Below are 19,026 nucleotides of genomic sequence, written 5' to 3'. Positions count from 1 at the left end.
GATTTTCTATGATGCGTTCATTATATACCGCAACTACAGGGATGTTAGGCCAGCAACTCCAGATCGATACCACATCAAACAATATCGCTAATGTCAATACCACTGGCTACAAAAAACAACGGGCTGAATTTAACGATCTGTTTTATCAAGTCCTCCAATACGCTGGGACAGCCACGAGCGAGACCACGCTTTCGCCCACAGGGATCGAAGTGGGCTTGGGCGTGCGTCCTGGTGCTGTGAATAAGATGTTTTCTCAAGGTAGCCCCAAAGAAACCGAAAACAACCTTGACATCGCTATCACCGGAAAGGGATTTTTTCAAATCCAGCTCCCTGATGGGACGATTGGCTATAGTCGGAGCGGGAATTTTAAGCTTGATGATCAAGGCAATATCGTTACAAGTGAGGGGTATTTGCTATTGCCACAAATCACCGTGCCTCAAGACGCCACGCAAATAAATATCGGCACAGATGGCACGGTGAGCGTCGTGCAAGGCAACGGCGGGCTAAGCAATGTGCTTGGGCAAATCGAAATCGCTAATTTCATCAATCCTGCGGGCTTGCACGGCTTAGGCGATAATCTCTATATCAATACGAATGCTTCGGGAGACCCGATCATCGGCGTGGCGGGTAATGAGGGATTTGGGCAACTCCGGCAGGGATTTTTGGAGCTTAGCAATGTGAAATTGGTCGAAGAAATGACCGATCTTATCACGGGTCAGCGGGCTTATGAGGCAAACTCCAAATCCATCCAAACCGCTGATAGTATGCTCCAAACGGTCAATAATCTCAAGCGATAATGTATTCATTATTTTTACTCGGTTTGGATTTTAAAATCCAAACCTGAAGACCGGCTCATCTATTTTTTACTCGATTCAGTTTTGCAAACTGAATCTAAAGACCAAACCGAGAGGCAAAGCCTGTCTCCATTCCTAAAGGATTCTGACCCACCCACCCGAGTTATAGTCAAGCTACGCTTGCCCTATCAACCCAGTTTCTAAGGTTTGTCGTGTGGAATCACTAGCAAAAAAGCCCGCTACGCCCTGTCATCTGGAATTACTAAGGGGGCGTGCAGTGGGTTTCTGACCCGCCCACCCAAAGAGGTCTTAGGAAGGGGGCGGGCAACTTGCTAAGTAGAACCCGCCCCCTCCTAATAGGCGAAGCCTCATTATTTTGAACTCAATTCACGCCGTGAATCTGAAGACCGCTCCAATAGGCAAAGCTTATGGGCGGGCGGGTCAGTTTCGTTCCTAAAATGATTTGCCCACCCCAAGCTTTCTGGCTACCACAACTCACGCAATTTATTTTTATCGGTTTTGGCTATAGCGGTGAGTAGCTTTTGGTCGGGTAAAACATATCCCAATAAAGACAAATATTTAAAAGCGAAACGATATTTCTGCATAATAACTCCTCTCAGGTGCAGGGAGATAGGTTGTTCCCCGTTTTGTCCCATACGCATAATCAATATAAAGCGCATTGAAAACATTCCTTACTCCCGCACTTAGCGATGCTCCAGAGCGTTTGGCTGTGTAGGTCATCCCGAGATCCGATAAGATATAAGCATCCATTTTGTTATGCTGGTTATCTTCTCTTTGCCCAAAAAAGCTTGTATTAAAAAACACATTCAAGAGATTTTTTTGTGATTTGATAGTGTCATAGCCGATATTGAGAGTGATTTTGTATAGATTGGTGTAGGGAACTTTTTTGTTTTTTTCGCTGGGGTCTTTGTCTTTGATGATGGTCGCATCGACATAGGAGATGGATTCGCCGATATGTAATCTATCAAAAAAATCTTGCATCCCGTTGATTTCTACCCCGATACGGCGGGTATCCCCGACATTGTAATATTCTGCACCTACCATATGATTAGAACTATAAACATAATTAAAGTTAAATTCTCCCACAGCTTGGGTATAAAATAGTGTAGCAGAAAGATAACTCCAGGCAAATTCATCTTTCCAGCCTAGCTCATAGGTGTCATATGTCTGGGGGTGGATAGGACCGACAATCGTTTGTTTGTCAGCATTCGTGGCGACCAAATGTTCCGGCAAGGGGGCAACAAAACCCCGTTCATATTTGGCATAGACATTGCCGGTGGGCGAATATTTGAAATTCGGCGTTACTTCGATGGCATAGCTATGGAAGTCTTTGTCGCCTTTGAATTTGCTAGCACTTTTTTTAAGTTCATAATAGCTATTTTCATAGCGTGCCCCCGCACTCAAATCAAACCAATGCACAAAAGCGTATCGCTCCAAAAAATATATCGAATTTGCCAGCCTTGCAGCCTTATCCTCGCCCAACGCAGAGTTTGAATAGGAGAGGTCATAGCCTAGCATTAGCGTGTTGTTTTGGGTTTGGCGTTTGGATTTGAAGCTAAGTCCAGATTGCAAGGAGACAAATTCCCCGCCATAGGTCTTCGTTCCTGCTAAGCTCAAATACTCATCAGTTTGATCGGAAGATTCAAAAAATCCCAACATATCAAAATCCCAAACCCCCGCTTTGGCTCGGTAGTCTGCCCAATAGGCTTGAAAAGTATCTGTGAATCTGCGAAGACTAGAAGCGCCCCGCCTATCTGTTTGGAGTTCAGCAAGTGATAATTGATCGGGCACAAGGACATTTGTCCTAGCATAGCTGGCATTGAGGTCTAGGGTTTGGTTGGGGGTGAATTGGTAGATGGCTTGGAGACCTTGTGTGGCATTGCGTTGTTTGGAAAATTTTCCATATCCCCCGCCATCAGAAAAGCCGGCATTGGCTTTGAGGAAAAATTTTTCGGTGATTTTTTTACCTAAACTCAAGCTTAGATTGCCCGAAAGGGTGTTTTTAAATTCGTAAGTATTACCTTTAAGTGTGATATGTGCGGAGTCTTTGGGGTTTGATCGGGTGATAATATTGACCACGCCCCCACGTGTGCCATTCCCATAAACCACTGCCCCCCCCCCCAGGAATAATTTCGATAGATTCTACATCTTCGATATTGATCGCATCAAGCGGGCTGGAGCCGTGGCTATTGATGGTATTGATGGGGACGCGATTGATGAGGACTTTGACAAAATAATACGAATATTTGCCTTGAGAGCGCAAATCAATGTCATTTTTCAAAAACCCGTGATTGGCAAATGTTACATAAGGCACGTATCGGAGGGCTTGCTCGATGGATTGGTAGCCTTTGTCTTTGATGGTTTGTTTGTCGATGAGTAAGATATTACGCACCTCATCTTTTAGCGGGGTGTCAAACCCTGTGGCAGTCGTGATGATTTTGTTTAACATCGCTTCTTGCGGGTCTGCTTGTAATATCGCACCCAATGCGATAGGGGCTAATAGTATTTGTGTCCATTTCATATTTTTATCCTTTATATTATGATAGTGATTATTATAATATAAAATCTGCTTTGATAACACTAAAAAATCCCTTTTTGTAAGGTGATTTTTTAGTAGTGATGGGGAGCGGGAATTTGTATGTTTAGGGTTGTATCTCTTGCCAAATTTTTGGGGATTTTAGGAGTTCGATGATTTCGGGGTATTTTCTGCTAAATACGTTAAATGAGCCTAAGAGATGACAAAAATCCTCGTGGGAAAGCCCATAAAGTTTGGCTTTGCCTCCATTGCGATGAACTTTTTTACGATCAGCTTGCTGGATAACCTTTAGTTGGGATGGGCTTTTATTCGCACATCATTGCGATCTAAAAAATCACTGCTTAAAGAGTGATTCTAAGGCGTCAATACCGACTTTTGAGGCTACGGGCGTGTCAGGGTTTTCTTCTTTGTCTTTTTCAGAGACAATCTCGACAAGCTCGATGTCATAGCCGGTAAGCATTGAAGCGAGGCGGATATTGATCCCATTTTTGCCGATGGCTTTGCTTTTTTGGTCGCTCATAATGTTGATGATGGCTTTGGGCGGGGTGTTTTCATCGGGGGCGGGCTGGATTTTGATACTGATGATATTTGCGGGGGCGATGGCTTTGGAGATAAAGATTTCAGGGACTTCGGAGTATTCGATACAATCGATATTTTCTCCGTTGAGCTCTTTACTCACCGCATTGATACGCACGCCACGCACGCCAACGGTAGCGCCGATGGGGTCGATTCGGGGGTTGTTGGAATATAGGGCGATTTTTGCCCGATCGCCAGGGATTCTTGCACTTTTTGCGATGATGACTTCGCCGTCTTTGATTTCAGGGACTTCAAGGGCAAGGAGTTCTTCGAGCATTTTGGGTGTGGTGCGTGAAAGCTCGAGGTGGAGACCATCTTTGGTGATACCTACGTGCTTGAGGATACAAGAAGCGGTTTGCCCTACGGCAAATTTTTCGCCTTTGATACGATTTTTTAGAGGCAGTATGGCACGGATTTCATCAATCTCAATAAATGTATTTTGCATATCATCGACACGGATAACCACGCCGGTGATGATTTTGCCGAGATTGGCTTTGAATTTTTCAAATAATTGGTCTTCAATAGTGCGCTGGATATTAAACTCCAGATCCCTAAAAAGCGTATTGACAGCGCTCCTACTCATATCTTCTAGGCTCAATTCGTATTTGATCTCATCGCCAGGTTTGAGATCAGGATCCATTGTTATTGCTTTGGAAAGGGGGATAAAATTGGTGGGGTCCTCTTGGACTTTTGGGTCGTCTTCTTCGCAAACTCCGATGGTGTGGATAAGCTTAAAATTGCGTTCTTTAAGATCTTCTTCGACGGTGTAATTGATGGTCTCATCGATTTCTTTTTTTGCCATTTTAATGATGGCGTCTTTGACGACTTGGGATACCATTGAGACTTGCAAACCTTTTTCATAGGCGATAAGCTCTATGATATCGAGTATTTTTTCCATCTATGTCCTTTGATTGTCCCGAAATTTGCTTGATTTTAAATTTTATGTAGCAGGGAGTTTTTATTTAAGGGAATGATTATATCAAAAATTTTTATCATTTTGACAAGGCTGTGGTTTGGAGCGGGCTGGTCGGATCTAAAAAGAAATTACCTTTTTAAGATAAAAAAATATTCAAACTTTTTATAAGCCAAATCTGGATAAAATGCCGACCGAAATTATTTGAATAAAAGGGTTTATTGATGGAATTAGTGCTTGCTAAAACAAATCTTGAAGAAAAGGCGCAAAAAATCAGTTTGGAAAAATTGGCTGAAAAACTCCAAGCCGACAACAATCGGGTGTTTTATTTTGATCCTAGCAATAGCCATAAAGACCTGCTAAAAGCGGTGAGTTTCTTTGAAAACAAGGGGCGAAAAGCCTATCTGTCTGAGATTAAAATCAGCCTGGATGAAAAAGACTATATTTATGAGTTGCATATCATTTAAGTAGGTTTTGAATGAAGCTTTATATAGAAACGCTTGGCTGTGCGATGAATATGCGTGATAGCGAGCATATGATTGGCGAACTCAAAAAGCAGGGCTATCGTGCGACTGATGATGTTAAAGAAGCCGATTTGATACTCATTAATACCTGCAGTGTGCGGGAAAAGCCTGAACGCAAGCTTTTTTCTGAGATTGGGCAGTTTGCACGGCTCAAAAAACCCGGTGCTAAAATCGGGATTTGCGGTTGCACGGCTAGCCATATGGGTGAGGAGATCCTCAAAAAAGCCCCGAGCGTGAATTTTGTCCTGGGTGCGAGGAATATCTCAAAAATCTCTGAAATTATCCACAAGGACAAAGCCGTCGAGGTGAGTATCGATTATGATGACAGCACGTATGTGTTTGATACAGCCAGAAATACAGGCGTGAAAGCGTTGCTGAATATCTCGATTGGTTGTGATAAAAAATGTGCTTACTGCATTGTCCCTCATACCCGTGGCAAGGAGATTTCTATCCCATTGGATTTGATAGTATCAGAAGCAAGGAAGCTTGCGAGTAAGGGCGTGAAAGAACTAATGCTTTTAGGGCAAAATGTCAATAACTATGGCGTGCGATTTTCAACGCCCCACCAGCGTATCAATTTTGCTGGGTTATTAAGAGAAATCAGCCAAATCGATGGGATCGAGCGTATCCGCTTTACTTCGCCCCATCCTTTGCATATGGACGATGAGTTTTTAGAAGAATTTGCTAGCAACCCCAAAGTGTGTAAATCGATCCATATGCCCTTGCAGAGTGGCTCGACAAAGATTTTGAAATCAATGCGTCGGGGTTATAGCAAAGAATGGTTTCTCAATCGGGCAAGCAAACTCAAATCCCTCGTGCCTAATGTTGGCATTGGCACGGACATTATCGTGGGGTTTCCCGGTGAGAGTGAAGAAGATTTTGCCGATACGATGGATGTGCTTGAAGAAGTCGGCTTTGATACGCTTTATAGCTTTGTGTATTCCCCTCGCCCACATACAGAGTCCTATGATTGGGGTGAAAACGGCAAGATCCCTCAAGAAGTCGCCTCCGAGCGCCTCGCTAGATTGCAAAATCGCCATAAAGAAATCTTGAAAGAAAAAGCCAAGCAAGAGATTGGGAGCTACCATCGTGTCTTGATAGAAAATACCAAAACCGGCTTGGAGAGCTTTTCTGAGGGGCGGAGTGATAATGGAAAATTAGTCAAGATTCCTGGAGAGATTTTAACAATCGGGGAAATTTTGGACGTGCAAATCAGCGAAAATGACGGCGGGAGCTTGATAGGGCGATGGGTCAGATGAAGCCTTTAAGTTGGAAGCAAAAAATTATCCTAAAGATTTTCCCTTATATCGCTTGGGTGATTTTGAAAATGCTTGCTTGGACGTGCAAGCACCGCTTCCATATATCGCCTGAGCTCATATCTCCTGAATCCATATCTCCTGAAATCGGGCGGGCGAATTTTATTGCGTGTTTTTGGCACGGGGAGTTTTTGATGATGCCCTTTGCCTACCTCAAAATCCGCAAACAGCCCAAGATCTGCGTGATTTCAAGCAGGCATTTTGATGGGGAATTGATGGTGAAGCTTTATGGGTATTTTGGCTTTCATACCATCAGGGGTTCGACAAACAAAGGCGGGGACAAAGGCGGGGCGCGGGTGCTTGCAGAATCTTTTCGGCATTTGCGTGCCGGCTGGGATATGGGTATCACACCCGATGGTCCCAAAGGTCCTTATCATCATATCGCTGATGGGGTGGTGGCGATGGCGCAAAAAACGGGCGTGGGGATTAGCGCGTGGCGGTGTTTCCCAAGCCGTTATTATGAGCTAAATACGTGGGATAAATTTCGTATCCCCAAGCCATTTTCTTGCATTGATTACCATCTCTCAGAGCCATTTTTTATCCCCAAAGATATGGATATAGAAGCAGCAAAAAAACTTGTTTATGAACAGATGGAGCGTTTTTGATGAGAAATCCATTTGTTTTTGGTAAAATGATTTTAAAACAAGTAGCGGGTTTGTGATGGATATTTTTGGTTTTTCTAAATTGATACGACCTTTTTTTTCAAATGTTTTTATCTCTGTGAATCTTGATAGCAAAGTATGCTCGCTAAAGATTATGCGTATCAAAGGCGGGGAGACGTTGGAAAATCTGACCAAAGAATACAAAATGGTCAATCACGAGATGCCTATTGAAGCGGTCAAAGCCATCAAAAGCTATCAAAAAAAATATCCCTTTACGTATTTAAGCACGATGGCTAAAAGCTACAATCAAGGCATTTTCAAAAAAAACGACAAGGAAGATTTTTCAAAATATGGCATCAATCCCAAAGAGTCGAATATTTTGAGCTTTGGGAATTGGAAAATTTATATCAAAAATTCTGCCATTGAAGAAAATCTGGAAAAATTTTCAAAACTCAAAGGCTTGGATTATTTATTTTCGCCTTTTATTGTTATTTATCACAAGATAAAAGACCAAATCGAGCGCAAGACCAGCTTGTATATCCTCCAAGAAAGGGGCAGTATTTCGCTTTTGATTGCTGATTTGGAGGGTATTTATTTTGGCGGGTATTTCATCGTAGAAGGCGAAGCGGATGATATGAGTGAAGCTACCCAATCAGGCCATATTAATGAGGTGTTTGGTGATGGCTTTGCGTTTCCAAACAACAACAATGATGATGACTTCGATGATGCTATCGATGAATTGGAAGATTTGGGGGATTCAGACTTATTTATCGACAAGCTTAATGAAAGCCTTTTGAATGACAATGATGAAGATGAACGCACAAAAGAAAAAGTCGATGATATTGTCAAAGTTTCAGTTATTTTTAATATCGTGCAAAATTCTTTGCGGGAATTTTATTCTAATGAGCTTTATGAAAATAAATTCATCGAAAAGATTGTTATTCTCGATACTTACGGGATGTCTAGGGGCGGGGTGAATTATCTAGAAGAAAATCTGATGATTGAGACATCCAAAATTCCCGTTTCGATCGTTGATGAACTCTGCGCACTCTCAAAAATCGAGTTTGAAAGGGGCAAGCTATGAGACTAAGTTTTTTGAAGCCTCGCCCGAAATATATCGTTACGAAAATCACTAAGATATGGGTTTTTTATATTATCGTTTCTTTGGGGATGATGTTTGGATTTTTGTTGCTTTTGGAATCCCAGATTTTGCTCTCGCATAAAAGGATTGCTGAGTATCAAAGCAAACAAGCTTCCTATCAAAGCAAAATCGTCAAAATGCAAGCCTATCAAAGCCGGATTTTGTCTGAAACGGATTTGTTAAAACAAAGGCAAATCCACAATCTCGTCGTCCGGGATGCGATCAGAAATTTATTTAATATTATTCCTGACCAAATCACGATTGATTATATTGAGATCGGTAATGATTCGTTGTTAATCAAAGGTGCAACGCCCTCTAAAGAGGTTTTTAAATTTTTACTCCAAGACCCTTTGAAAGCTATCTTTGGCAAAAGTTCTGTTAGTTTTTTTGCCTTATCAAATGGTTGGTATAACTTTGTCTCAACGAGCCATTCATCTATATCTATCATCGAAGCCCCGAAGGAAAAGTCAGATGAAAACAAATAATCAAAAAAATTTCTTTTATATTGATGTGGATGCTGACCTTGTTATCCGGAATTTGATTTTTTTTGTGGTCTTTTGTGTTGCGATTGGGATGTTTATGAATTATTTTTTGTGGCCCAAGGTCGAGGCTTACAAACAGCAGTATCTCGAAGAAAAAAAGATCCGAGTGGTTTTTTTGCAGGTGCAAAAGGAGTTTGAGAACAATCGAGAATCGCTCAAAAAAACCAAAAATGCCAATCAAAAATTTTTGGATGTGATGGCTTATGGGTTTGATATGACAAAATTAACAAATAACTTGAACAAGCATTTTAAAGATATTGAAGTTGTGAAGAAATCCACCCAAGAAGACGCACAAAATCAACTCAGAACCGATGTATATTTTGTGCGTGGCACAATGGAAAATACTCAAGAAATGAATGACTTTTTTACCGATCTTCAAAAAGCCCCGATGAGTATCAAGGTTTTATTGCCTGTTGTTATTAAAAAATCTCACAATTCTCCCCAATTGGTTTTAGAATTTTATATTGATGTAGAAAAAAGTAATTACAAGCCCGATGTGGCAATCTAGGACTTAGCCTTTTAATTTGTCAGCATTTATTTATCTTTTAACCGCCATATTTTCCATATTACAAATTGGTAACAAAACAGCAAACAAAATTCAGAAATGTCGAAGCTAAAATTCCCTAGTATTATCACCATAAATGATATGGGAATTGAGTTTTTTTATCATTTATATACAGAAAATATCAAATCATTGTTTGAAAGGATGGGAAATGAGATACAAATTCTTAGGAGTGTTTTTGGTTTTTGCATTAGGGAGCGCAGAGGCAAGTTCTTTGAAAGAAGCGCTTGAAAATAGCTCGTTGAGCGGATTTACTTTTGGGCGTTTTACGACGAATGGTGGCAAAGATGGGGCGGGGAGTCGATTCCAGTTTCGTATCAAAGCCGATGTTACTTCAGGAGAAATCAATGGCTATTCATTGACTGGGGGGATATTTTTCTCACAAGGTTCCGGCACGCCCGATAAAGGCAATAATACCGACAATGATATCGGGGGAAGTCGGGGATTTCGCACCGATATGAGCGGGTCGGATGTTTTTAATATCAACAATCTATTTATCAACAAAAATTTTTCAGGCACAAAGACAAGCCTTAGGGTCGGTCAAATGAACATCGTTACGCCATTTACCGACAAAAGTGTCGATCGCGGGATTGGTGGGGCGATTGAGAACGCCGATATTTCGGGATTGAAACTCTTTCTTGCTGCTTATGATAGCTGGATGACTGATGATATGTATGTTGCCGCACAAGCGAGCAAACTTGCAGGCGATAGTAAAAAAGTCGGTGCGGGTATCGGGAACAATCTCGTTATTGCTGGGATTTCAGGAAAATATACATTAGATGATAATGCCTTGCATAAGCTTGATTTCAAACTCTATGATTTGTGGGCGCATCATTTGATTGATTATATGCTTTTTGGTGAGATGTCCTATCAATATGGGCTAGGTGAGCATACATTTGTCAAGCTACTCGGGCAAGTTGCCGCTACAGGCGTGAATAATGTCGCAGGCTTTCAAAGCAGAAGTGTTTTTTTGAATAAATATTTTACCGATAAAGTTACCCAAGAATCTCTCCCAAATGGTCCTAGACAAGAGCTTGCAACAACAAGAGGGCTTTATAATATCCAAGCGAGTATCGAAGTGCATCGTTTTTATGCGGAATTTGGATTTGCCGGGAGTTTTGGGGAGGGCTATGCGGCGTTGCTTGATAATGTTGGGGGATTTAATACCGCTGGGAAACTTTGGAATGGTTCGCAAGGACACGGCGCCGATGGATTTGGATTTTTGGGTGGGGGAGCTACCAAAAACACCAATATCAACGCCCTTTATCTCCAGATGGACTACAAATGGGATGCGTTTATCTTTAGCTTGGATTCTGCTTGGGTGAGTGGGAAGAATAATTACCCGCTTTTAGCAGCAGGGTCAAATCACCCCGGTTATGACTATCGGGGTTATAGCCCGGGCTATCCTGGTCAAAAAAAGACAATCGATGCATCCTTTTTTGAAATCACCCCAAGCATTGCTTATAAAATAGGGAAAAAATTTACTGCACAAATCTATTATGCCACGATATTTGGGGACATATCTTTGAACCGCACACGGGTGCAACTTACATATAATTTCTGAAATCTTCTTGAATAAATCAAGAAGATTTTGTTAATTTTTTAAGCTTTTGGAGTTATAATAAAAAATGCTTCAAAAAATTAACACTTAGGAGAAAGGCTATGAGGTTTTTAAAACTTGTTGCTTTGATAGGTATATCTACAGGGATTTTAGGGGCTTCTTCATTAAAAAGTATGATTGAAAATGCCAGCTTGGATGGCTGGGTGCGTGGCAAGTATTTTTATAGCGATGGCAGAGATGGCTCGGGTCAGGGCTATCAGATGTTTTTCTTACCCACACTCCACTCGGGTGAAATCAATGGCTATAGCTTATCTGCTGGCGTGTTTGCCGCCTATGGTCCGGGAGTCCCTGATAATGTAACTTCAGATAACTCTATCGGCGGGTCTCGTGCACCAAGGATTGATGGCAGCTCCGCACCGGATGTATTTAATATCAGCAATCTTTATATCAACAAAAATTTTGAGGGCAATGGCTCTAAAACCACCGTGAGGCTCGGGCAGATGAATATCGTATCTGCCCTTAATGCCGGGACTTCCTATGGCGATAGGGGGCTAGGGGCGATGATTAGCAATGAAGATATTCAGGGTATCCGCCTGTATTTTTCTGCTTATGATAGCTGGATGACTGATAATATTATGTTGGCATTCAATCAAGCACTCACCTATGGTATCGGCAATAATCTTGTGATTATGGGTGTGGAGAGCAACAAGGATTTTGGTATCAAGGGGCTTGGGTTCAAGCTCTATTATAGCTGGGCGCAACAACTCTATAATCTGATGATGTTTGGCGATGTGCATTATCAATACAAATTTGACAATGGCGTAACGCTTGGGGCATTAGCACAGGTAGCGGGCACATTGATGAATGATAATGCGAGATTTCATACCAAAGGCAAAACAAATCTCGCTCAATATTTTAGCTTGATCAATGATCCTACTTTGGATTATGGCGGTATGGCAAAAACCCGTGGGATCTATAATCTCCAAATCAATCTCAAAGCCGGAGGGTATTCTAGTAAGCTTGGTTATATCGGGAGCTTTGGGCAAGGCTATGGCACGATGCTTGATAGCAAGGGGGCATTTGATGTCGGTGGCCAGCTCTGGAATGGTATCATTGCTGGGGGGATAATGGGATTTGGCTGGACAGGTGCGGGGGCGGTGAAAAACACCAGTCTAAAAGCTGTTTATTTCACCCATCGGTATAAGCTCAGCGCTCTAAGTAGCTTGAGTGATTCTTGGCTCAATAAGATTGGCTTTGGGCTTGATATTGTCTGGATAGGTGGGAATAACCGATACCCCTATATGAAAAAAGGCTCTGAAAGACTTGCTAAGGGACACAATCGTGGTCCTGTGATCCCAGCTAGAGCAGGGGGGACAGATGGTAAATATGAAAATGGCAAAGGTAACTTAACCGCAGATTCTGAACTGGTTGAAATCTCCCCACAAATTAGCTATGCTTTTACAAAAGATTTCACTGGCTCGGTGGTTTATTCACAAATGCTCGGTGATATGCAGATGGGCAGAACCGTGGTAACACTCAAATATAATTTTTAATCCACCTATGAAAGTGCCCATCAAGAAAGGGCGTATTTTAGATGGTTGCTAGCGATTTTGAATTTGAATTTGATGGGAAAGAATGCCAAGATTGTGGGGGAAAATGTTGCACGGGTGAAAGTGGGTATATTTTTGCTACGATTGATGAATTGATTGGTGTGAGCGAATTTTTGGGGACCCCGTTTGATGAATTGACACAAAAATATGTTAGAAAGGTGGGATATAAATTTTCATTTTTGGAGAAAAAAAGTATCGATGGATGGGCGTGTGTGTTTTTTGATGATGGGATAAAAAAATGCCGCATCTATGATGTCAGACCCAAGCAGTGTCGGGATTTTCCATTTTGGGAAGGGCATAAGAAAAATAAAATTGCCGATGGGGAATTGCAAAGCTTATGCCAATTATGCAAGGGGGTCAAATGCACAAAAATATCCTAAAAGTAGCCTTGAGTGTGATGATATGTATGCCGGCAATGTCTGTTTTTCTCCAAGCAGAGACTTTCCCTGAAGATTATTATTTAATGATCGCTTCAGATGCTTTCAATCGGGGGGATTTTGAGACGGCTAAAGATGATTATTTGGTGCTATATGAAGAGACCAATCAGATTGCCTATGCTAGGCAAGCAGCCGTTTGTGCAGCGAGTATGGGGGATTTTGAAACCGCTTTGAAACTCGCTATTCTCTATCAAGAAACCACCAAAGATACCAATGACTTGCCTACAAACAAGATTATTGCTGATGGTTATATTCGGATGGGGGATATCAAAAAAGCGATTTCTCTTTTGGAAACCATCAAGAAAAAAGAAGATTCTTTGAGTGTGGATAATGTGCTTGGGACGCTCTATTTGAGTCAAAAGGAGTTTGGCAAGGCATTTCTTTTGCTCGATAGATTTTATAATGAAACCCACGATGAAGAGGCGCTTGAAAAAATCATCACGATTTATCTTGCCAAAAACAACAAAACAGCCGCACTCAATCTTCTGAAATCCCATCTGAGAAAATATGGCTGCTCATCCCAGCTGTGCGAAAAAAGTTTCAATACATTTGCGCAATTTAATGACCTCACAGACGCCCAAGAGGTTTTTAAAGAAATCTATGAAAAATCCCCAACCATCGAAAATGCGAGGTATTATATTTGGATTTTGGCATCACAGAAAAAATACAAACAAGCCCAAGAGATCGCCCAAACCTTTCCATTAGATAGACATCTTTTGCTTGATTTGTATGTGGTGCAAAAAGATTTTGCTGGTGCTTCCAAGCAGGCGAGTTTGATATATCAAGAACAAAAAGACCCAAAATATTTGGCTTTGGAGGCTGTTTATTTGTATGAGGCGATGCAAACACCCCAAAAAGACACGATCAAAAAAGTTGTCCAAAAGCTTGAAAATGCACTCAATCAACGCAAAAAAGAGATTTCTAGTATCAAAGAAAATCTCAATCACCAAGACGCATTTTTTTATAATTTTTTGGGGTATATGCTGATTGATTATGATATGAATATCAAAAAAGGGATCGATTATGTCAAGGTGGCTTTAGGGATTGACCCTAGTTCGATTTCTTATGTTGATTCGCTGGCTTGGGGGTATTACAAGCTTGGCAAATGCAAGGAAGCGCAAAAAATTTTTTCAACCATTCCTAAAGACCAGATAGAAATCGAACCTGAGCTTAAAGCCCATTTTGAAGCCATCAATACGTGCGCGCAATGAAGCCGTATTCTCATAAAAGTCTTGAAAATCTCAAGCAAAGCCTCAAAAATAAACAAGAACGTTTAGCTTTTGATTTTTTGGGTAGGAGTTTGGCTTATAATCCCTATATGCCAAGAGCAGAGGCTTTGGATTTTAAACGGGAAGCCAAGCAAAATATCGCAGGGAATATCTTGTTTTGCCCGCCTTTTTCTTATGAAAAACTTTCTTTTTTGCCTGATAATATCAAGGCTATTGCGATTGATTTTACCCCGATGTATGTTAGTGGTGTCCCCACAGCAGAGGCTTTGGATTGTTTGAGTGCATTACGGCGCTATAGTGATAAATATATTATCCATAATGATATGTTTATAGACCCGTATCAGTTGCTTGAATCGGTGGTTTATGGGAGTGATGGGGTGATTTTAGAAGCGGGGCTTTTGGGCAAGGATTTGGCTTCTATGTGTGATTTTGCCTCTCGGCTCGGGCTTGTCGTGATCGTGAAAATCACATCGCCAGAAGAGCTCAAAGCTGCGATTTTTGCCAAAGCCCAGATCCTCTATATCGCCAAAGATTTCTCAAGCCTGCTCGGACTGATTCCCAATTCTAAGATTATTTTTTCTGATGGAAATGTAGGTGATGACAGCGTTGATTTGAAGCAAAAAAATTCCTATGGCGTGGATATGTTTTTGGTTCGTGATGTGATTAAATAAATGTTAAGAATATTTTAGTTAAAAGATGTCTTTTGAAATCCTTAAAATATGATGGAGTGAAGATGTCTTTATTAATCAATGATGAATGCATTGCCTGTGATGCTTGCAGGGAAGATTGTCCTAATGAGGCTATTGAGGAGGGAGATCCCTTTTATGTCATCGACCCTGATAGATGCACAGAATGCGTGGGATACGATGATGAACCCAGTTGCGTTGCCGTTTGTCCTGTGGATGCTATTATTCCTGATCCAGACAATGTCGAAAGTGTGGAAGAACTCAAGTATAAATACGAGCAGCTTCAAGAGGGAGAATAATGGCAAAAATAACTACCGTGATTGACATCGGTTCAAATTCTGCACGGATGGCGATATTTCAGAAGACGAGCCGATTTGGATTTTATCTTTTGTGTGAGATGAAATCCAAAGTCAGGATTTCAGAAGGTAGTTATCAATTTGGCGGTGTTCTCCAAGATGTTGCGATGTCTCGCGCGCTCAAGGCATTGAATGATTTTAAACAAATCTCACAAAAATATGGTAGCAAAAAGCTTTTGTGTGTGGCGACGAGTGCTATTAGAGATGCGCCAAATGCCAAAGATTTTATTGCTTTAGTGAAGCGAAATTGCGGGATACAGATAAAAGTCATTGATGGGCAAAAAGAAGCCTTTTATGGGGGTATCGCCTGTGCGAATCTCTCGCATAAAAAAGATGGGATCACTATTGATATTGGCGGGGGAAGCACCGAATGTGCTTTTATCAAAGATGGCAAGATTGTGGATTTAGTTTCTTTAAATATCGGCACTATCCGCCTAAAAGAGCTTTTTTTTGATAAAAAAGAAGACTTGAGGGCAGCAAAAGAATTTATCAAAAAAGAAATCGAAAAAATCCCCCAAACCTATCGCCATAGCAATGTTTTTGGCATTGGCGGGACAATTCGGGCGATTTCAAAAATGATTATGCGTAATAGCCGATACCCTATTGATGTCTTGCACGGCTATGAGGTGGATGTGAAAAATCATCAGGGCTTCATTGAGAAAATTTATATGACAAAAGAAGACAAGCTTGCTAGTCTTGGCGTAACTGAAGATAGAAAGGACAATATCCGTAGTGGGGCGTTGATATTGTCTGTTTTGCTCGAAATTTTTGGCACACAAACCATCACCACAAGTGGCGTGGGGGTGCGTGAAGGGGTGTTTTTGAGCGATTTGCTTCGCAATCAAAAATATGCTTTTCCCAAAGGGCTTAATCCCTCATTGTGTTCGCTAAACGATCGATTTTTGACTCACAAAAAACACGCTCAAAATGTCAAAAGAGAATGCCTCAAGATTTTTGACGCCCTAAAACAATGCCATCAAATCGATGAAAAATACACGTGGCACTTAGGCATTGCAGGGGAGCTTTCAAGTGTGGGGAGGCGTTTGAGTTTTTATGATTCCCACGAGCATAGCGCTTATTTTTTATTGCATTCTTTAGATTATGGATTTTCCCATCAAGACAAGGCGATCATTTGCCTGCTCGCACAATTTAGCAACAAAAAAATCCCCAAAGACAATTCGATCGCCCATATCAGCGATATTATGCCACCGATTTTGACATTGCAGTGGCTAAGCTTTATTTTGGGTATGGCAGAGGCGATGTGTGTGGTGGATGTGCCAAAAGGTTTGTGCTATGCTTATGAAGCAGGCGTGCTTAAAATCAAAAGCACAAGCGAGCTTTATTTGTCCAAAGAAGCCGTAATGCGTTTGGTAAAACCTCTGGATTTTGAAATAAAGTTTTTTTGGGAGAAAGCTTCTTGAAAGTAGCGATTGTCCGCCTTTCGGCTTTGGGGGATATTATCGTGAGTGCGGTTTTTTTGCCCTATCTCAAAGCCATACGCCCAGATATGGAGATTCATTGGTTTGTTGATGAGGTGTTTGGAGGTATTTTAGAGGATTCGCCCTGCATTGCCAAGCTATGGCAATTGCCACTCAAAAAAATATCCAAATCCAAGAATATTTTTGAAGCTTTTAGGATGGCAAAAAATTTACGAATGCTTGAAAAATACGATGTTGTGATCGATTTACAAGGGCTTATCAAATCTAGCGTGATAGGGAGTATGCTCAAAAAGGACCGATTTATCGGGTTTGATAAACATTCTATCCGTGAAAAAATCGCTTCGGTGTTTTATAATCAAAAGGTTAGCATTCCTTATGAAAATAATATTTTAGAACGCAATATGGCGCTGTTTGAAGGCGTAATTGGCGCAAAGATGGGGCTTGAAAATTGCCTAGAGAACAGAAAGAATGCCTTTGGGTATTCATCAAGTGCAGGCGCTAAAATCAATGATTTATTTTTGGGCGAAAAACGAAAAATTGTTTTGTTTGTTTTGGAAGCTTCCAATGACAATAAATCCTATCCCATCGAGCAATACGCCAAGCTTGCGGGTCTTATCAAGGATTTGAATCTCAAGATTGTTTTGCTGTGGTATGGGTATTTCGATAGGGCGCAAAAACTTAGAGACCAGATCTGTCATTTTGTCGATGTGCTTGTGCTACCTAAGCTTGATCTTGATACGATCAAAGCCTTGATAGCTCGGGTTGATTTGGTAGTCGGTGGCGATACGGGTGTTACGCATTTATCTTGGGCAATGCAACGGGCTTCTATTACGCTTTATGGCAACACGCCGGTGGAGCGATTTGAACTTCGTGGAGAAAAAAACATATCATTAAGCGGGAATCTTAAAGCCAATTATGACAAAAATGACTTTTCAATTCGTGCGATTCCTCCAGAAGACATCAACGAAGCAATGAGGAGGATTTTGTGAAGTTGGTTGCCAAACTCATTGAATGGGGCGTGAATGCTTTTGGATTTTTGTTAGCCAAGATCCCCCATCGGGCGTTTTTGGTATGTGTCGATGGGTTGGCTTTGCTGATGGCTTGGCTTGATAAGAGGCGTTTTCTTGATGGCTTGGCAAATCTCAATTTTGTTTATGGGGAAAGCCTTAGTGAGTGCGAAAAAAAAGAGATAATCAAGCGGTGTTATAGAAATTTTGCTTTTATTTTATTAGAGGGGATTCGTGTTGTGTATATCCCCAAGCAAACCTATCAAAAGAAATTTGAGATTGTAGATGAGCATTATTTGCAAGATTCTCTCAAAGCCAATGGGAGTGCTGTGTTGATGGGGATACATTTTGGGTATTGGGAAGCGATGGCAACGATTTTGCCTGATCGATGTGCGGGGTATCATCTGGCTTCTTTGGGGAGATTGACCGATTATGAGGCTATCAATCGTTTGATTATTAGTCGTAGGGAAGCCTGCGGGGTGAAGCTCATCAATAAAAAAGGGGCTTTTAAGCATTTGTTAAAAATGTATAACAAAGGAAACGCCCTTGCAGGGATACTGGTGGATCAAAATATTTCTCCGGGTGAGGGGGTGTGGGTCGAATTTTTTGGCAAAAAGGCCTCGCATACGACGATTGCTTCTATCCTCTCTAGGAGATTTCAGATTGATATTGTGCCTGTTTTGATAGATTTTAACCAGGATTATTCGAAGTTTCAAATCAAGCTTTATCCGCCAATACGGAGTGATTTCACGAAAGATTCTGATATGGATATACAAGAGACCACACAGAAACAAGCCGATTTGACAGAGGCAATGATTAGAGAAAATCCATCGAGTTGGTTTTGGTTTCACAAGCGGTGGAAAAGCTCTTACCCCGAAATTTACCAGCATTCTTCTTAATCCAGATTAGACTGCAGAAAATCTCTTGCGTTAAACTTTTCAAACAAAAATCTAATCCTTTTTTAACGCCTCTACCCCGCTAAACCCCCATCGAGCTATCTATTTTGATATTCGTGATCCCCCCCCCTTTTTTTTTCTCCAACCCCTCTCCCCTAAGCAAACCTTAAGCTATAAGTTTGTAGTATTTCACTCCCATTCAGGTGAGCCTCATAAAAACTCTCCAGTATTTTGGTGATTCCATATCTTTTACCTCTTTTTTGGATTTTGTGCCAATG

At 41.3% G+C, this 19,026-nt stretch carries 19 protein-coding genes; 16 read left to right on the top strand and 3 right to left on the bottom strand.

What is annotated here, in order from left to right:
* The first annotated feature begins 8 nt into the window (after positions 1-8).
* Positions 9-797, top strand: a complete 789-nt coding sequence (gene flgG / locus BJI48_RS01490) for a flagellar basal-body rod protein FlgG (protein WP_095331134.1) — start codon at positions 9-11, stop codon at positions 795-797.
* 576 nt (positions 798-1,373) lie between these two features.
* Here flgG and BJI48_RS01485 read toward each other — a convergent pair.
* From BJI48_RS01485 to nusA, 3 genes are all read right to left on the bottom strand, one after another.
* Positions 1,374-2,924 (bottom strand): TonB-dependent receptor, encoded by a 1,551-nt coding sequence (locus BJI48_RS01485; RefSeq protein ID WP_143428752.1) that lies wholly within the window; start codon positions 2,922-2,924, stop codon positions 1,374-1,376.
* Positions 2,839-3,336, bottom strand: coding sequence for a Plug domain-containing protein (locus tag BJI48_RS01480; protein WP_095331130.1), 498 nt, complete (start codon positions 3,334-3,336; stop codon positions 2,839-2,841). Before BJI48_RS01480 ends, BJI48_RS01485 begins: the two co-directional genes overlap by 86 nt.
* A 349-nt stretch (positions 3,337-3,685) precedes the next feature.
* On the bottom strand, positions 3,686-4,825 hold the full coding sequence (nusA, locus tag BJI48_RS01475) for a transcription termination factor NusA (RefSeq protein ID WP_095331128.1): 1,140 nt from the start codon (positions 4,823-4,825) through the stop codon (positions 3,686-3,688).
* A gap of 239 nt (positions 4,826-5,064) precedes the next feature.
* Between nusA and BJI48_RS01470 the strand changes: the two genes are divergently transcribed.
* The 15 genes from BJI48_RS01470 to BJI48_RS01400 all read left to right on the top strand — a co-directional run bounded on the left by BJI48_RS01470 (position 5,065) and on the right by BJI48_RS01400 (position 18,751).
* Positions 5,065-5,307, top strand: a complete 243-nt coding sequence (locus tag BJI48_RS01470) for an HP0268 family nuclease (RefSeq protein ID WP_095331126.1) — start codon at positions 5,065-5,067, stop codon at positions 5,305-5,307.
* An 11-nt stretch (positions 5,308-5,318) separates the two neighbouring features.
* On the top strand, positions 5,319-6,623 hold the full coding sequence (gene miaB / locus BJI48_RS01465) for a tRNA (N6-isopentenyl adenosine(37)-C2)-methylthiotransferase MiaB (protein WP_095331124.1): 1,305 nt from the start codon (positions 5,319-5,321) through the stop codon (positions 6,621-6,623).
* Positions 6,620-7,285 (top strand): lysophospholipid acyltransferase family protein, encoded by a 666-nt coding sequence (locus tag BJI48_RS01460; RefSeq protein ID WP_095331122.1) that lies wholly within the window; start codon positions 6,620-6,622, stop codon positions 7,283-7,285. Before miaB ends, BJI48_RS01460 begins: the two co-directional genes overlap by 4 nt.
* A 55-nt stretch (positions 7,286-7,340) precedes the next feature.
* Entirely contained in the window at positions 7,341-8,366 is a 1,026-nt protein-coding gene (locus BJI48_RS01455) for a hypothetical protein (RefSeq protein ID WP_095331120.1), read from the top strand.
* Positions 8,363-8,908 carry a hypothetical protein gene (locus BJI48_RS01450; RefSeq protein WP_095331118.1) on the top strand — a complete coding sequence of 182 codons (546 nt, stop codon included), beginning with the start codon at positions 8,363-8,365 and terminating at the stop codon, positions 8,906-8,908. The genes BJI48_RS01455 and BJI48_RS01450 overlap by 4 nt, the downstream gene beginning before the upstream one ends.
* A complete protein-coding gene (locus BJI48_RS01445; RefSeq protein ID WP_095331116.1) occupies positions 8,895-9,473 on the top strand; it encodes a hypothetical protein in 579 nt (192 codons plus the stop codon). The genes BJI48_RS01450 and BJI48_RS01445 overlap by 14 nt, the downstream gene beginning before the upstream one ends.
* Before the next feature lie 205 nt (positions 9,474-9,678).
* The gene (locus BJI48_RS01440) at positions 9,679-11,091 is read left to right on the top strand and encodes a major outer membrane protein (RefSeq protein WP_095331114.1); all 1,413 of its coding nucleotides are present in this window, start codon (positions 9,679-9,681) and stop codon (positions 11,089-11,091) included.
* 98 nt (positions 11,092-11,189) lie between these two features.
* Positions 11,190-12,641: a hypothetical protein gene (locus BJI48_RS01435; RefSeq protein WP_095331112.1), complete on the top strand. Its 1,452-nt coding sequence runs from the start codon at positions 11,190-11,192 to the stop codon at positions 12,639-12,641.
* A gap of 41 nt (positions 12,642-12,682) precedes the next feature.
* Positions 12,683-13,078 (top strand): YkgJ family cysteine cluster protein, encoded by a 396-nt coding sequence (locus tag BJI48_RS01430; protein ID WP_095331109.1) that lies wholly within the window; start codon positions 12,683-12,685, stop codon positions 13,076-13,078.
* Positions 13,060-14,346: an ATP-dependent nuclease subunit B gene (locus BJI48_RS01425; protein WP_143428751.1), complete on the top strand. Its 1,287-nt coding sequence runs from the start codon at positions 13,060-13,062 to the stop codon at positions 14,344-14,346. Before BJI48_RS01430 ends, BJI48_RS01425 begins: the two co-directional genes overlap by 19 nt.
* Complete coding sequence (locus BJI48_RS01420) at positions 14,343-15,035, top strand: indole-3-glycerol phosphate synthase (RefSeq protein ID WP_095331106.1); 693 nt, start codon at positions 14,343-14,345, stop codon at positions 15,033-15,035. The genes BJI48_RS01425 and BJI48_RS01420 overlap by 4 nt, the downstream gene beginning before the upstream one ends.
* Before the next feature lie 62 nt (positions 15,036-15,097).
* Complete coding sequence (locus BJI48_RS01415) at positions 15,098-15,349, top strand: YfhL family 4Fe-4S dicluster ferredoxin (protein ID WP_095331104.1); 252 nt, start codon at positions 15,098-15,100, stop codon at positions 15,347-15,349.
* On the top strand, positions 15,349-16,827 hold the full coding sequence (locus BJI48_RS01410) for a Ppx/GppA phosphatase family protein (RefSeq protein ID WP_095331101.1): 1,479 nt from the start codon (positions 15,349-15,351) through the stop codon (positions 16,825-16,827). The genes BJI48_RS01415 and BJI48_RS01410 overlap by 1 nt, the downstream gene beginning before the upstream one ends.
* Positions 16,824-17,834, top strand: coding sequence for a lipopolysaccharide heptosyltransferase I (gene waaC / locus BJI48_RS01405; RefSeq protein ID WP_095331099.1), 1,011 nt, complete (start codon positions 16,824-16,826; stop codon positions 17,832-17,834). Before BJI48_RS01410 ends, waaC begins: the two co-directional genes overlap by 4 nt.
* Positions 17,831-18,751 (top strand): lipid A biosynthesis lauroyl acyltransferase, encoded by a 921-nt coding sequence (locus tag BJI48_RS01400; RefSeq protein ID WP_257874343.1) that lies wholly within the window; start codon positions 17,831-17,833, stop codon positions 18,749-18,751. The genes waaC and BJI48_RS01400 overlap by 4 nt, the downstream gene beginning before the upstream one ends.
* Positions 18,752-19,026 lie beyond the last annotated feature (275 nt).

This window comes from Helicobacter sp. 11S02596-1 (assembly GCF_002272825.1).
In the GTDB taxonomy this organism is placed as follows: domain Bacteria; phylum Campylobacterota; class Campylobacteria; order Campylobacterales; family Helicobacteraceae; genus Helicobacter_J.
The sequence above is the reverse complement of the archived record's forward strand: the minus strand, read 5'-3'. Positions and strand labels throughout refer to the sequence as shown.